Here is a 14,436-nt window from a genome sequence, read left to right as displayed (position 1 = left end):
CACGCGCTGTCCATATTGGCGCAAAGCCAAGGGCGTGGGAGAAATCGGACGCCGTCTGAAATTGGGTGTTGACAAGTCGACGATTCGTCAGTACTTTTCCACAGCCACTTCCGCAGGCCAAGCTTCAAGGTGCACATGAGACTTGAATAACTTCACAGCTGTGGAATCATAAAAGACCTGATCAGGTGTATAACTCAAACCACTTCCGACTAAGTTTCCACAGGCTGTCCACAGACATGTGGACAAACTACGCCGGAATTGGCCGACTTATACACCAACTTATCCACAGGGTCGAATGAGGTCCGTTTGGTGGAACCGACGCTTAGCCATACGGTGAATGTCGGTGGCTCGGTGTCTGATGGGTAAACAGATCGAAGGCGAACCGAGCGAGGTTCGAAGAACGTAATCGCAGAAGGAGGATCGAGTGTCGATCGCACATCTCGGGATTCCCGAAGCACCCGCTGACTACGGCGATGAGGCGCGATCGTACGAACGCACCCCGCCTTACGACCTATTGGCGGAGCAAAGCGTTCTCGGCGGGATGCTGCTCTCCAAGGACGCGGTTGCTGACGTTTATGGCACGCTTCGCGGGGTTGACTTCTACGTTCCGAAGCACGAGGTCATTTACGACGCGATTCTCGAACTCTACTCGCGTGGCGAACCTACTGATGCGATCACCGTCACCGACCAGCTCACGAAGAGTGGCGACCTGCAGCGGGCCGGCGGGGCCGAGTACCTCTACACGGTGACCAGCGTGGTCCCCACGGCCGCTAATGCGAGCTTCTACGCTGACATCGTTGGCGAGAAGGCACTCTTGCGTCGACTGGTTGAGGCAGGAACGCGTATCGCCCAGATGGGCTACGCCGCGGAGGGCGAGGCGATCGACCTCGTCAACAACGCGCAAGCGGAGATCTACTCGGTGACGGGGGCGGATCAGGCGGAAGACTACGTGCCCCTGTCGCTCGCGGTCGAAGCCGCGGTGCACGAGATCGAGAAGGCCCAGATGTCGGACGGCGGCATGATGGGCGTGCCGACCGGATTCGCTGAGCTTGACGAAAAAACGAACGGTTTCGCCGCGGGACAGATGATCATCATCGCCGCACGCCCCGCTATGGGTAAATCCACGCTCGCGCTTGATGTTGCGCGTTCTGGCGCGATCCACCATGACCAGACCACGGTCTTCTTTTCTCTCGAAATGGGCCGAGCTGAGATTGCTATGCGACTACTCTCTGCCGAGGCAACGATTCCACTGCAGAAACTGCGCAAGGGCGAGCTCGACCAGCGCGACTTTCAGAAGTTGGCCGCAACCCAGGCTCGCATCAATGAGGCACCGCTCTTCATCGATGACAGTCCGAACCTCACCCTGGTTGAAATTCGGGCGAAGTGCCGTCGCCTGAAGCAGCGCCACAACCTGAAGATGGTGGTGATCGACTACCTCCAGCTTCTCTCCTCGGGTAAGAAGGTAGAAAGCCGGCAGCAAGAGGTCAGCGAGTTTTCGCGTGCGCTCAAGCTTCTCTCGAAGGAGCTTGAGGTGCCGGTGATCGCGTTGTCACAGCTGAACCGTGCCTCGGAGCAGCGTGCAGACAAGATGCCAGCGATCAGCGATCTGCGCGAGTCAGGGTCGCTCGAGCAGGACGCCGATATGGTGATTCTGCTTCATCGGGAGTCGACCTACGAGAAAGACAACCCACGGGCGGGCGAGGCTGACCTGATTCTCGCGAAACAGCGTAACGGTCCGACCGGCACCGTCACGGTGGCCTTTCAGGGCCACTACTCGCGATTCCAAGATATGCCCCATGGAATGTAGCGGATCGAATACGGTCAGCACCTCGGGGCAGGCCTTCCGCACCCATCTGACGCCCAGATCTGGAGTCACTGCGCGGGATAGACTGACCTGAGATTGCGAGAGGGGCCGACCAGAATGTCAGCACGGGGTGGCGGAGAGGCGACGGGAGTCGCTCAGACCCACGCTCAACGACTGCTTATGGCTCGAATGCTGCGAGCTGCCATGCTGCTCGTTTCCGGAATAGTGATCGCATTCACCGCGACCCTGCATCGCGATGCCACTTTCGATCGCTGGGTGCTGTTTGCTAGCCTGCTTGCGATCGGGTTGACTACGCTCATTGAGTTCTTCGCCTTGCGCGTGACCCCGGCGAGCTGGTTGGTAGCAGTGCGAGCCACCGCGGCCATGGTAGCCGGCGTGGCCGTGCTGTTTTCGCAAACCGCGTTCGATATCGCGGTCACGGTGGCAGTGTGGGCCCTTATTTCAGTGCTCATAGCTACACTCCGAGCGAGCCAGGGTTCGCAACCCTGGAGCGTGGGCGCGCCCTCGGCACTGCTCAGCGGCGCCCTGGCACTGCTCGTGATGGTGTTCCGGAACGATCTCATTGCAATTATCGGCTTCTTTGGCGCATACGCCATTGTTCGCGGGGTCTTCCTTGCTATCTCGGCCTTCGACACCCACGGCACGGCCGTGGTAGATCCCAACGAGACCGTGCCAGGCGACGAGTCGTTCGCCCCGGCCAACTAACTCACACGAAAACGGAAGCACATCATGACCGAGCCCACTCAGCCTGATTCATCGGCGGCCGATGCACCGCGCCCCGTGAACCCGTCGCGCAGGGACCGACTGCGTCCACTCGAGCTTGTGGGGTTCTCGGGTGCCTTGGCGATTTTTGCGGCGCTCGTTGTTCTGCTCGTGCTCCGCACCCCGGAGGGCGTGCCAGACTTTGCGTTCGCCGGAATCGCCGCTGCGATTGCATTTATCGTTGCCCTGATGATGGTGGCCCTGGTGGGCCTGGGTGGGAAGCCCAGTGCGGAAGACCAGAAGGCCCGAAAAGATCTTCAGTCGCCCGACAAGAATGAGAACTGGCACTAGCGCCCGTTACCACCGCGCCAACAACTAGTTGGTCCGGTGGCGAGGGAAGCGACGTCGACGCGCCCACGTCCGTGAATCCCGGCTCGAGAGTGCGAGCAACACGAGTATGTCGAGGGCAAGCACCATAAGCGTCGTGCGAATGGTGATCTCTTCGCCCAGTGCGAAGTAGCCAACCGCTGATGTGCTGATACTCAGGGTGAGCCCACACATCACGAGGATTCTTGCGATGTTGCTGCCACGCCAGATGAGCCAGGCGAGCAACAGCAGCGCGATAATGCCTGCTGCGCTTACGCTCGAGATGAGCCAGCCACCGATCCGAGCTTCCTCTGCGTCGAATCCTTCTTCCGCTACGATCTCTGGCCAGACGAGGAGGAAGGCTCCCAACCAGAGGAGACCCGCCAGGGCGCGGGTAAGAACAAATATGGCGCCCAGCACGGTGGTTGCAGGGCGTCGAGACGGCAACTCGACCGCGGTCTCGCGCTCGACAAGTGCCGCGGCGGGCTCGATCGCCGCACGCTTTCGAGGCTCAGCCACGGAAAACCCCCTCATCCGCCACGTCGTCAAGCGACTGGGGCGAGCCGTCCGGCCCGACGACAAGCCCGCGCAGGTCGAGAATCGGCAGGTCGCCGTCGGTGCGGATACTGTCGCCGCCTCCGTTGCGGGAGTGATACCCGGTGGAGAAATCGGGAAGGATCCGCAACAGCACCGAAGTATTGTGCGCCATGACCGTGCCAACGATGTGATCGCGTTCAACATCGGTATCGGCGTCGATCTTATGGGTGATCTGCAGGGTGAAAAGTGAAAACCCGACGGCCCGATCAAACGTACCTGCCGCAAGCCAATCGACGCGCTCCCCTCCGGGGAGTAGCCACCCTTCGGGCGTGCGCCAAAATCGCACGTGATGCCGCTTCGCTGGATTACCCGTGACCTCTTGTTGATAGGCGAAATCTTGCATGCGGCCGAATAGGAATAGGGGACTGACCGGGGCCTCGTCGTAACTGCGGCGGGTCACCGTCGACGTGATGATGCGCAGTGACGAGCGAACTGTGACTGGGTCAGCGAGGGTCCACTCGGCAGCGCGCATCGCTGAATGCAGTTGCTCCGCCTCGCCGAGCAGAGCGAGGTTGATCGGGTCGCCCAGCAGTCCGTCGCTCGTTCGGGTGCGACCGATGAAATAGTCGGGCACGTAGATCGTGGTCAACACGCGGTGAATGCGGGGGAGTACCAGGTAGGCGAGAAGCCCCCAGAACAGGATCGCGACGAGAATGCCCCACCAGCCAAGCTGAAATGACTCGGTGAGCAGGAGCCACGCGAGCCACACTGCGGCCACCCCAGCGAAGATAAAGAAGAACTCGTCAAGCACCGCCGTCAGCGAGATGCGCCTGCGGCGCTCGGGGGTCTGCGTCTGGCTGACGCCACTCGTTTCGCCACGCCCGTTCATGAGGTCATCGTATCCGCAACAGAAACTTCTGCCGACCTCTGCCACGCACGAACGGGGTGATGGTAGCTGGAAATAGCGGCGCGCCAAGTCGCAGACCCAGCGGGATCCGCGCTAGTCGTCGAGGTAATCGATGAGCTGCGCGGCCGAACCCACGTATGTCGCGGGGGTGAGGGCGAGCAGGCGCTGTTTGGCCTCGTCACCGATTTCGAGCCCCTGCACGAACTCCACGAGGTCAGCCTGGCCGATCCGCCGCCCGCGAGTGAGATCCTTCAGTGCCGCGTACGGGTCCTCGATCGTGGATCGCCCAGCCGTCACTTCAGCGCGAATCACTGTCTGAATCGCCTCGCCCAGCACTTCCCAGTTGCTATCAAGATCGGCAGCGAGCACCTCGGGAGCCGCGTCGATCTGACCGAGGCCGCGGAGCACGTTGTCGAGAGCGAGCACCGAGTGCCCCAGCCCCACACCGATGTTGCGCTGCGCGGAGGAATCGGTGAGGTCGCGCTGCCAGCGGCTCGTGACCAGGGTCGCGGCGAGCGAATCGAGGATCGCGTTCGAGAGCTCGAAGTTTGCCTCGGCGTTCTCGAAACGGATCGGGTTCACCTTGTGCGGCATGGTGGACGAGCCGGTCGCGCCCTCGACAGGGATCTGGCGGAAGTAGCCGATGGAGATGTAGCTCCAGATGTCGGTGGCGAGGTTGTGCAGGATGCGGTTTGTGTGGGCCACCCGGCCGTAGAGCTCGGCTTGCCAGTCGTGCGACTCGATCTGCGTGGTGAGCGGGTTCCAGTCGAGCCCCAGTCCCTCGACGAACTCGCGCGAGATCGCGGCCCAGTCGGCGTCGGGATCTGCCGCGAGGTGGGCAGCAAACGTGCCGGTCGCGCCAGAGAACTTGCCAAGGTACTCGATCCGCTCGATCTGCGCGACCTGGCGATTCAGGCGGTAGACGAACACCGCGAGTTCCTTGCCCAGGGTCGTGGGTGTCGCCGGCTGTCCGTGGGTGCGGCTCATCATGGGCATCTCGCGGTACTGCTCGGCCTGGCGCTCGAGCTCGGCGATGACCGACAGGAGTTTGGGCAGCCACACCTCGGAGATCGCTCGCTGCACGGTGAGCGCATACGAGAGGTTGTTGATGTCTTCGCTCGTGCAGCATACGTGGGTGAGTTCGGCGAGGTGGCCGAGGCCCTGTCGCTTCAGCTGACCGCGCACCAGGTACTCGATTGCCTTGACGTCGTGCTGCGTGCGCGCCTCAGTCTCGGCGAGCTCGTCGATCTCGGTCTGTCCGAAGCCGGCGGACCAGGCGCGCAACGCCTTGAGATCCGCGTCGCTCAGCGGGGTTGCGCCGAGCAAGGAATGACTGGTGAGGTACGCGAGCCATTCGACCTCGACATGCACGCGAGCCTTATTCAGCCCTGCCTCTGAGAGGAAGTCGCCAAGCCCTTCGACCGCCTTACGGTACCGACCGTCGAGTGGGCTGAGCGGCTGTGGGGGCAGTACGGTCATGTGCGGGTCTCCGATGCGTCGAGGGTGGATCGCGGTCCACCGTCTATTCTCGCACTTCGGTGCGGTGCGCCACTCTCGAGCGGTCTCAACCCCCGACTGGCCCTCCCGCCCGCTGCGGAGCCTCCGGTCCTGTCGAGTGGACGAAGGCGCACGGTTCACGGCGATTCAACCCTGCGGCATCGTCCAGTCCAGGTACCTATTCGGGTCAGACTTCACCGCGCTTCGGCTTGCCCGTACCGAGCAGACCGTTCAGGATCCCAGAAATGATCGAGAGCACGAGGGCAGCGAGCACGCCCCACCAGAAACCTTCGACCTGCAGTCCAAAACCAAGCAGCCCTGAGAGCCACGCCACGACCCAGATCAGGAAGCCATTGATGATGAGCCCGAAGAGCCCGAGCGTGAGTATGCGGATCGGGAGAGAGACGAAGCGCACGACCCGGCCAAGGGTGTCGTTCACGAGGCCGAAGATGAGGGCGACTATGACGAAGGTCGCGATCACTCCCCAGTTGTCCTCTGCAAGCGGCACGATCCACACGCCGTGATCGCCGCTGCCACCCACGATGAGGGTGGTGAGCCACAGGGCAAACGCCCCGACCAGAATTCGCATGACAGATCTCATGCATCAATTCTTGCACCGTGCACGCAGGTCGCGCCGAAAGATTCGCGGATCGCGGGTATATCCGCCACACGAAAAGCCCGGTTACTACACTTGGTCAGGATGAGTCAAACACCTACCCTTGCGTTCGATATGGTGGATCCCGAGCCGATCCGCTTCCTTGACGACGACGGGCGCTACGCCCCGTCATCGTCCGCCAGCGCGTTCTTTGAAGAACTTGAGCAGGTTGGCGAGGCCGATTTTCGGCAGTGGTATCGCGACATGGTCGCCACCCGCGCGTTCGACACTGAGTGCACGCACCTGCAGCGACAGGGGCAGCTCGCACTGTGGGTGCCAAGCGTCGGCCAGGAAGGCTGCCAGGTTGGCCTTGTTCACGCGACCGAACCGCAGGACCATATCTTTCCGGCGTACCGTGAGCACCTGGTCGCTCGGGTGCGCGGGGTCAGCTTGACGAACGTCGCGGCGCAGTTCCGCGGCCTCACTCACGGCGGGTGGGACGTCACCGACCCGAAGAACGGCAACTTTCACCTCTATACCCTGGTGCTCGGCGCGCAGACCCAGCATGCGACTGGTATGGCCCTCGGGCAGCTGCTCGACGCCAAGCGTCGCGCAAACGATACGACGCTTGACCCGGGGGAGCCCGGTACCGCGACCGGCGAGGCCACGATGGTCTTCTACGGTGACGGAACCTCGAGCCAGGGCGATGCTAACGAGGCGCTGGTCTTCGCCGCCAGTTACCAGACCCCCGAGGTGTTTGTTGTGCAGAACAACCAGTGGGCCATTTCGGTTCCGTTCGCACGGCAGAGTCGCACCCCGCTCTACCGCCGCGCGCTGGGCTTCGGTCTGCGCAGCGTGCAGATCGACGGAAATGATCCGCTTGCGGCCTTCGCGGTGGGAAATCGCTTCCTGCGTGAGGCGCGATCGGGTGGTGGGCCCGGCTACATCGAGGCGCTGACCTACCGAATCGGCGCGCACACCACGAGCGATGACCCGACCCGATATCGTGAAGATGCTGAGCTTGAGGCGTGGCAACAGCGGGACCCGATCCACCGCTTTGAAAACTACCTGCGAGCCCTCGGCGTCGAGGAGGAGTTCTTCGCGCAGGTGCGCGCAGAGTCCGAGATTGAGGCGAAGCAGATGCGCGAGGAGATCCTTCACCTGCCCGCGCCGGAGCCCGACACCATGTTCTCCCATGTCTATAGCGAGGCGCACCCACGCATCGACGAGCAGCGTGCGTGGCTCGAACAGTACGAAGCGTCGTTTGCTGAGGTGACCGAATAATGCTGCACGAACGAGAAACCCTGGCGATCGCCCGAGCGATTAACGAGGGGCTGCGCGCCGCAATGTCGGCAGACGACCGCGTGCTGCTCATGGGTGAAGATATCGGCCCGCTGGGTGGCGTGTTTCGTGTGACCGACGGGTTGCACCGGGAATTTGGATCCGCGCGCGTGCTCGACACCCCGCTCGCCGAATCTGGAATTGTAGGTAGCGCGATCGGCCTCGCCATGCGTGGCTACCGCCCGGTTATCGAGATCCAGTTCGAGGGCTTCATCTTTCCCGCGTTCAACCAGATCGTCTCGCAGCTCGCGAAGATCACGAGCCGCCACGACGGCAAGATCTCGATGCCGATAGTGATTCGCGTGCCCTACGGTGGCCACATCGGCGCGATCGAGCACCATCAAGAGAGCCCCGAGGCGTACTTCGCACACACCCCGGGCCTGCGGGTGGTCTCGCCGTCGAATGCGCACGATGCGTACTGGATGATTCAGCAGGCGATTCAGTCGAATGACCCGGTGCTTTTTTTCGAGCCGAAGGCGAAGTATTGGCAGAAGGGCGAGGTGGATCCCGCAGCCCCGGCGGCAGACCTGCACCGCACCCGCATCGCCCGTGCGGGCACTGACTGCACCGTGGTCGGTTTTGGAGCGATGGTGACGACGCTTCTGCAGGCAGCCGAGGTCGCGCAGGGTGAGGGCACGAGTCTTGAGGTCGTGGATCTGCGGAGCCTGTCTCCGATCGACTACGAACCGCTGCTCGCCTCGGTGCGCAAGACGGGGCGACTCGTGGTGGCGCAGGAAGCGTCGGCCAACGCGAGCCTTGGTAGCGAGATCGCAGCCTACGTCGGCGAGCATGCGTTCTATACGATGCAGGCGCCTGTCTTGCGCGTGAGCGGATATGATGTTCCGTTCCCGCCGGCAAAGCTCGAGGGACTGTTTCTTCCCGACGCGGATCGCGTGCTTGAGGCCGTCGACCGCACCATGAACTACTAGATCGTGACTGAGCCGAAGGAGCCCCGATGACTGAGCAGTCGTTCCCACTTCCCGATGTGGGCGAGGGTCTGACCGAGGCGGAGATCGTGACCTGGATGGTCGCACCCGACGATACCGTCGAGCTGAACCAGGTGGTGTGTGAGATCGAAACCGCGAAGTCACTCGTTGAGTTGCCGTCGCCGTTTAGCGGGGTCGTGACACAACTGTTGGCCGAAATCGGGCAGACGGTGCCGGTAGGGGAGCCGATCATGCGGATCCGCACCTCGGGCAGCGTAGATGAGCCGGACGTATCAACTCAGCTAGCTTCTGATGCTGCCGCTGAAGCCGAGACCCACGACGTCGTCGCAGACGCTGCCGCGAGCGTGGAGAACGCGGGCGAGCGCGACGATCGCATGGCGAGCCGTGGGTCAACCGGTGCCGCTGCTGTGGCAGCGTCTGAAGCTGACGAGAGCGCCGGGGGAGCCGTTCTCGTTGGATACGGAGCAGCCGGCGCCGTGAAAAGCCGGAGGCGCAGCGGAGGCGAGCCGCTACTCAACGGTTCCCCGACGAAGCACGCCCCGCTGCCGGTCGCCGAGGCCTCTCCCGTGATCGCGAAGCCGCCGATTCGCAAGCTCGCGAAAGACCTCGGAGTGGATCTCACCCGGCTCACCGGTTCGGGTATCGCGGGAGAGATCCTTCGCGATGATGTGGTGCGCAACGCCACGGAGGCCACCCTGTTCCGCAATATTGTGACGCCCGACGCGCCCGCGGCGCGCGAGGAGCGCATCCCACTGAAGGGGATGCGCAAGCTCACGGCGGAGGCGATGGTTGCGAGCGCCTTCGACGCACCTCACGTGGGAGTGTTCACCGATGTGGACGCGACGCGCACCATGGAGTTCGTGAAGCGACTCAAGACTTCGACCGATTTTGCGGGCACCAAGGTGTCGCCGTTGCTGATTTTCGCGAAGGCGATGCTGTGGGCGATCCGCCGCAACCCGGAGATCAACTCGACCTTCACCGAGACCGAGATCATCCACCATCACTTTGTGAACCTCGGGATCGCGGCCACGACGCCGCGCGGGCTCATCGTGCCGAATATCAAAGAAGCGCAAGACATGAGTCTGCTTGAGCTCGCGCAGGCGATTGAACAGCTCACCATCACCGCGCGGGACGGCCGCACGAAGCCCGCAGACATGCAAAATGGCACCATCACGATCACGAACATCGGGGTGTTCGGCATGGACTTCGGCACGCCGATTCTGAACCCCGGTGAGGTGGCGATCATGGCGATGGGCACGATCCGCCAGAAGCCGTGGGTGGTGGATGGCGAGGTGCGGCCGCGCATGGTGACCACGGTGGGTGGATCTTTCGACCACCGAGTCGTCGATGGTGACATCATTTCGCGCTTTGTCGCCGACGTCGCCTCGGTGCTCGAGGAACCCGCGCTGCTGCTCGATTGAGTAATTTCGAGTTTTTTCGAGGGAATACTCTCTGATTTCAGAATATATTTGAAAAATATCGAGTTTTTTCGCGATTGAGGCGAAAAGAAACTGTATCGTCGTACCCAGAGGACGCGGTGACGCGGACTGATCCCGCTCCCCATGTACGGCCACAAGCCACCCAACATGTACGGCCACAGGCCACGCGACGTCCTCACCAGTTCCTTCGGCGCTCTCTGAGTAGCGCTGATTTCGTGGTCCCCTCAAGGAGAATTCCGTGACATCATCATCGACTTCGCACGCCGCACCGGCGAACGGCCTGTCGCAGGCCCAGACCATCACCCGAGATGAAATCTTTACCGCGCACCTGGGCGGTAAGCTCAGCGTCGAACTCACCCAGCCTCTCGACGACCGCCGCGACCTCTCGATCGCCTATACCCCTGGCGTCGCTCAGGTCAGTGCAGCCATTGCTGAAGACCCGGCTATGGCGGGATCGCACACCTGGGCTTCGCGCCTGGTCGCGGTCGTGTCAGACGGCACCGCGGTGCTCGGTCTCGGGAACATCGGGGCGAGCGCCTCGTTGCCGGTGATGGAGGGCAAGAGCGCGCTGTTCAAGCGCTTCGCTGGTTTGAACTCGATTCCGATCGTATTGAATACGACCGATGTCGACGAGATTGTTGAGACCATCGTGCGCATCTCGCCGAGCTTTGGGGCCGTCAATCTTGAAGATATCTCGGCGCCACGGTGCTTCGAGGTCGAGCGTCAGCTGATCGAGGCCCTCGACATGCCAGTGATGCATGACGACCAGCACGGCACCGCGGTGGTGGTGCTTGCCGCACTCATCAACGCGGTGGAGGTTGTGGGCAAGCAGCTGCGCGATCTGCGTATTGTCATTTCCGGGGCGGGATCTGCTGGCATCGCGGTGGCCGAGATTCTCCTTGCGGTTGGGGTCACCGACCTCATCGTGATCGACTCGAAGGGCGCGCTGCACAGCGAGCGTGATGACATCGCACACATGAAGCTCGACATGGCGCAGCGCTCAAACCCACGTGGGGTTTCTGGGGGAACCGAGGCCGCCCTGGCTGGCGCCGATGTGTTCATCGGGGTGTCGTCATCGCAGGTGCCGGAAGCGCACATCGCTTCGATGGCCGCGGGATCCATTGTTTTTGCGCTCTCGAACCCGAACCCCGAGATTGCGCCCGACGTGGCGCAGAAACATGCCACGGTCGTGGCCACGGGTCGCAGCGATTTCCCGAACCAGATCAACAACGTGCTCGCGTTCCCCGGCATCTTCCGCGGGGCACTCGATGCTGGTGCGCGTCGCATCACTACTGAGATGAAGCTCGCAGCAGCGCAGGCGATCGCCGACCTGGTGCCGAACCCGGCGTTCGATGAGATCGTGCCGAACCCCTTCGTGCCCGGGGTCGCTGAGGCGGTCGCCCGTGCGGTGATGGGAGCGGTGACGCCCGGCCAATAACTTGACCACGCCCGACATACGGATGGCCCACCCCCCAAGGGGAGCGGGCCATCCGTATGTGTCGCCGACTACTGCAGATCGAAACGGTCGAGGTTTGCGACCTTGACCCATGCCGCGACGAAGTCCTGCACGAACTTCTCCTTGGCATCATCGCTCGCGTAGACCTCAGCGAGGGCGCGCAGCTCGGAGTTCGAGCCGAACACCAGGTCGGCTCGGGTTCCCGTCCAGGTCTGCTCGCCGGTGGCGTCGTTCGTGGCTTGGAACGCCCGTGATTCGCCGTCAAGCGGCTTCCACGTGGTGTTGAGGTCGAGCAGGTTCACGAAGAAGTCGTTCGTGAGCTGCCCCGGATTCTCGGTGAGCACGCCGTGTGCCGACCCGTCCCAGTTGGCACCCAACACGCGCAGACCCCCCACGAGCACCGTCATCTCGGGTGCCGAAAGGGTGAGAAGGTTGGCGCGATCCACCAGCAAATGCTCGGCGGGCAGGCCCATACCGCGCTCGCTCTCGTAGTTGCGGAAGCCGTCTGCGGCGGGCTCGAGGAAGCTAAACGACTCGACGTCGGTCTGCTCCTGCGAGGCGTCGGTGCGGCCCGGGGTAAACGGCACGTCGATCGCGACACCGGCTGCCTTCGCGGCCTGCTTCACACCGGCGTTGCCCGCAATGATCACGAGGTCAGCGAACGAAACCTGCTTCCCTGCTGTGGACTGAGCGTTGAACTCGGCCTGGATGCCTTCGAGCACGCCGATGACCCGGGCGAGCTGTTCGGGGCGGTTCACCTCCCAGCTGCGCTGGGGTTCCAAGCGGATCCGGCCACCGTTTGCGCCACCGCGCTTGTCGCTGCCGCGGAAGGTAGCAGCTGACGCCCATGCGGCGCCAACCAGTTCGGCAACCGAGAGGCCTGAGTCAACGACCTTCTGCTCGAGCGAGGCGACATCCGCCGCGTCGATGAGCTCGTAGTCGCGAGCAGGGATCGGATCCTGCCACAGCAGCTCTTCCGAGGGAACCTCGGGGCCGAGGTAGCGAGCCTTCGGGCCCAGATCGCGGTGCGTGAGCTTGAACCAGGCGCGCGAGTACGCGTCGGTGAAGGCCTCATGGTCGTCACGGAACTTCAGCGAGATCTCGCGGTAGATCGGATCTTCGCGCAGCGAAATATCGGTCGTGAGCATGCGCGGTTCGCGACGACCCTCGCCGTGCGCCATGGGAACCATGTCGGAACCGGCACCACCCTTCGGACGCCAGTGGGCGTGTCCACCTTCGCCGGTGGTGCACTCCCACTCGTAGGCGAAGAGGATGTGGAAGAACTCGTTATCCCAACGGGTGGGGTGGTAGGTCCAGGTCACCTCGAGGCCGCTTGAGATGGTGTCGTCGCCCTTACCTGATCCGTAGGTGCTCTTCCACCCCAGGCTCTGCTGCTCCATCGGCGCTGCCTCGGGGTCGCCCCCGACATGCCCCTCTTCGTTCGCCGCACCGTGGGTCTTACCGAAGGTGTGGCCGCCGGCGATCAACGCGACGGTTTCTTCGTCGTTCATCGCCATGCGCGCGAAGGTCTCGCGGATCTGGTGCGCGGCTGCCAGTGGATCGCGGTTGGCTCGCGGTCCCTCAGGGTTGACGTAAATGAGGCCCATCATGGTCGCACCGAGGGGCTTCGCGAGCTCGCCGTCGTCGCCAATGCGATCCTCGTCGCCGAGCCAGCTCTTCTCCGAGCCCCAGTACACGTCATCGTCTGGCTCCCACACATCGGGTCGTCCGCCGGCAAAACCGAAGGTGGGCATGCCCATCTCTTCGTGCGCGACGTTGCCCGCGAGGATCATCAGGTCACCCCAAGACAACGACTTGCCGTACTTCTTCTTCACTGGCCAGAGCAGGCGACGAGCCTTGTCAAGGTTCACGTTGTCGGGCCAGCTGTTCAGCGGCGCGAAGCGCTGCTGGCCGGTGCCACCGCCACCGCGACCGTCGAACACGCGGTAGGTGCCGGCGCTGTGCCACGCCATGCGGATCATGAGGGGGCCATAGTTGCCGAAGTCCGCCGGCCACCAGGGCTGCGAGTCGGTAAGCACACTCGCAATGTCGCGCTTCACTGCGGCCAGGTCGAGGCTCTCGAACGCGGCCTTGTAGTCGAAATCGCCGCCCAAGGGGTTCGCCACCTCGGGGTTCTTCGCCAGGATCTTCAGGTTCAGGCGGGTGGGCCACCATTCCTTGTTACCGGTGCCGGGGCCCGTGCCCTTGGCCTTGCCGCTGGGGAAGGGCTGTTCCTTGGGGTTTGCGCCGCTATCGGCGTGAGCGCCACCGCTGTGATCGACGGGGCACTTGTCCATGTCAGACATGCTGATCCTTTCGTTGGGGGAGAGTATTCGAAGGTGGGAAAGCTAATAGGCCTGAGTCGCATTCGGCGCACACGCCCCGGAAGGTGACGGTGGCTTCCAACACCCGCATGCCGTGCGCGTCGTGAGGGGTTAGGCATGGGGCCTCGCCGACGACGCAGTCGACGTCTTCGATGCGGTGGCACACGATGCACTGCACGTGGTGATGGTTGTCTGCGGTGCGGGTCTCATACAGCGCGCTGCCGGAGTCTGGCGTATCAATGCGGTTCAGGATGCCGTGCGCAGTCAGGTCGTGTGTGATGTTGTGCACAGACTGGGTCGACAGCGAGGGAAGATCGCGCGCGAGCGCGGCGTGAATCTGAGCGACACTCGAGTGGGGGTGCGCTTCAATATGAGTGAGTGCCGCGAGACGACCCGAGGTGACGCGCAGACCGGCCTGGCGCAAGAGCTCACTCCAGCGCTCGGGGGAAGTGACCTCAAGTGGATGCATCGGCACCAGCTTACCCTATTTTGAGTAAATC

General features: G+C 62.9%; 13 protein-coding genes. 6 read left to right on the top strand and 7 right to left on the bottom strand.

Translation table 11 applies throughout. The features are described from left to right. The first annotated feature begins 424 nt into the window (after positions 1 to 424). Positions 425 to 1,807 carry a replicative DNA helicase gene (gene dnaB / locus ACTNFJ_RS11230; RefSeq protein ID WP_435906362.1) on the top strand — a complete coding sequence of 461 codons (1,383 nt, stop codon included), beginning with the start codon at positions 425 to 427 and terminating at the stop codon, positions 1,805 to 1,807. A gap of 459 nt (positions 1,808 to 2,266) precedes the next feature. On the opposite strand, the gene ACTNFJ_RS12900 is transcribed toward dnaB, so the two are convergent. Further along, positions 2,267 to 2,464, bottom strand: a complete 198-nt coding sequence (locus ACTNFJ_RS12900; protein ID WP_504923104.1) for a four-helix bundle copper-binding protein — start codon at positions 2,462 to 2,464, stop codon at positions 2,267 to 2,269. A 90-nt stretch (positions 2,465 to 2,554) separates the two neighbouring features. On the opposite strand from ACTNFJ_RS12900, the gene ACTNFJ_RS11220 reads away from it, so the two are divergent. Beyond that, positions 2,555 to 2,878, top strand: a complete 324-nt coding sequence (locus ACTNFJ_RS11220; RefSeq protein WP_435906360.1) for an ABC transporter ATP-binding protein — start codon at positions 2,555 to 2,557, stop codon at positions 2,876 to 2,878. A gap of 24 nt (positions 2,879 to 2,902) precedes the next feature. Here ACTNFJ_RS11220 and ACTNFJ_RS11215 read toward each other — a convergent pair whose 3' ends face one another. The 4 genes from ACTNFJ_RS11215 to ACTNFJ_RS11200 all read right to left on the bottom strand — a co-directional run bounded on the left by ACTNFJ_RS11215 (position 2,903) and on the right by ACTNFJ_RS11200 (position 6,435). Continuing rightward, a complete protein-coding gene (locus ACTNFJ_RS11215) occupies positions 2,903 to 3,412 on the bottom strand; it encodes a hypothetical protein (protein WP_435906359.1) in 510 nt (169 codons plus the stop codon). Then, positions 3,405 to 4,319 carry an LssY C-terminal domain-containing protein gene (locus ACTNFJ_RS11210; RefSeq protein WP_435906358.1) on the bottom strand — a complete coding sequence of 305 codons (915 nt, stop codon included), beginning with the start codon at positions 4,317 to 4,319 and terminating at the stop codon, positions 3,405 to 3,407. The genes ACTNFJ_RS11215 and ACTNFJ_RS11210 overlap by 8 nt, the downstream gene beginning before the upstream one ends. Positions 4,320 to 4,430: 111 nt before the next feature. Then, complete coding sequence (gene purB, locus ACTNFJ_RS11205) at positions 4,431 to 5,816, bottom strand: adenylosuccinate lyase (protein ID WP_435906357.1); 1,386 nt, start codon at positions 5,814 to 5,816, stop codon at positions 4,431 to 4,433. Between the two features lie 205 nt (positions 5,817 to 6,021). Beyond that, the gene (locus ACTNFJ_RS11200) at positions 6,022 to 6,435 is read right to left on the bottom strand and encodes a phage holin family protein (protein ID WP_435906356.1); all 414 of its coding nucleotides are present in this window, start codon (positions 6,433 to 6,435) and stop codon (positions 6,022 to 6,024) included. 99 nt (positions 6,436 to 6,534) lie between these two features. On the opposite strand from ACTNFJ_RS11200, the gene ACTNFJ_RS11195 reads away from it, so the two are divergent. From ACTNFJ_RS11195 to ACTNFJ_RS11180, 4 genes are all read left to right on the top strand, one after another. Continuing rightward, positions 6,535 to 7,713 (top strand): thiamine pyrophosphate-dependent enzyme, encoded by a 1,179-nt coding sequence (locus ACTNFJ_RS11195; RefSeq protein ID WP_435906355.1) that lies wholly within the window; start codon positions 6,535 to 6,537, stop codon positions 7,711 to 7,713. Further along, positions 7,713 to 8,699, top strand: a complete 987-nt coding sequence (locus tag ACTNFJ_RS11190; RefSeq protein ID WP_435906354.1) for an alpha-ketoacid dehydrogenase subunit beta — start codon at positions 7,713 to 7,715, stop codon at positions 8,697 to 8,699. The genes ACTNFJ_RS11195 and ACTNFJ_RS11190 overlap by 1 nt, the downstream gene beginning before the upstream one ends. Before the next feature lie 26 nt (positions 8,700 to 8,725). Next, a complete protein-coding gene (locus ACTNFJ_RS11185) occupies positions 8,726 to 10,138 on the top strand; it encodes a dihydrolipoamide acetyltransferase family protein (protein WP_435906353.1) in 1,413 nt (470 codons plus the stop codon). 256 nt (positions 10,139 to 10,394) lie between these two features. Continuing rightward, positions 10,395 to 11,594, top strand: coding sequence for an NAD(P)-dependent malic enzyme (locus tag ACTNFJ_RS11180; RefSeq protein WP_435906352.1), 1,200 nt, complete (start codon positions 10,395 to 10,397; stop codon positions 11,592 to 11,594). Between the two features lie 68 nt (positions 11,595 to 11,662). On the opposite strand, the gene katG is transcribed toward ACTNFJ_RS11180, so the two are convergent. Continuing rightward, positions 11,663 to 13,918 carry a catalase/peroxidase HPI gene (gene katG / locus ACTNFJ_RS11175; RefSeq protein ID WP_435906351.1) on the bottom strand — a complete coding sequence of 752 codons (2,256 nt, stop codon included), beginning with the start codon at positions 13,916 to 13,918 and terminating at the stop codon, positions 11,663 to 11,665. Beyond that, on the bottom strand, positions 13,911 to 14,405 hold the full coding sequence (locus tag ACTNFJ_RS11170; RefSeq protein WP_435906350.1) for a Fur family transcriptional regulator: 495 nt from the start codon (positions 14,403 to 14,405) through the stop codon (positions 13,911 to 13,913). The genes katG and ACTNFJ_RS11170 overlap by 8 nt, the downstream gene beginning before the upstream one ends. Between the last annotated feature and the right edge of the window lie 31 nt (positions 14,406 to 14,436).

Source organism: Leucobacter shiyiweii, from assembly GCF_052446065.1.
Classification (GTDB): Bacteria; Actinomycetota; Actinomycetes; order Actinomycetales; family Microbacteriaceae; genus Leucobacter.
The sequence above is the reverse complement of the archived record's forward strand: the minus strand, read 5'-3'. Positions and strand labels throughout refer to the sequence as shown.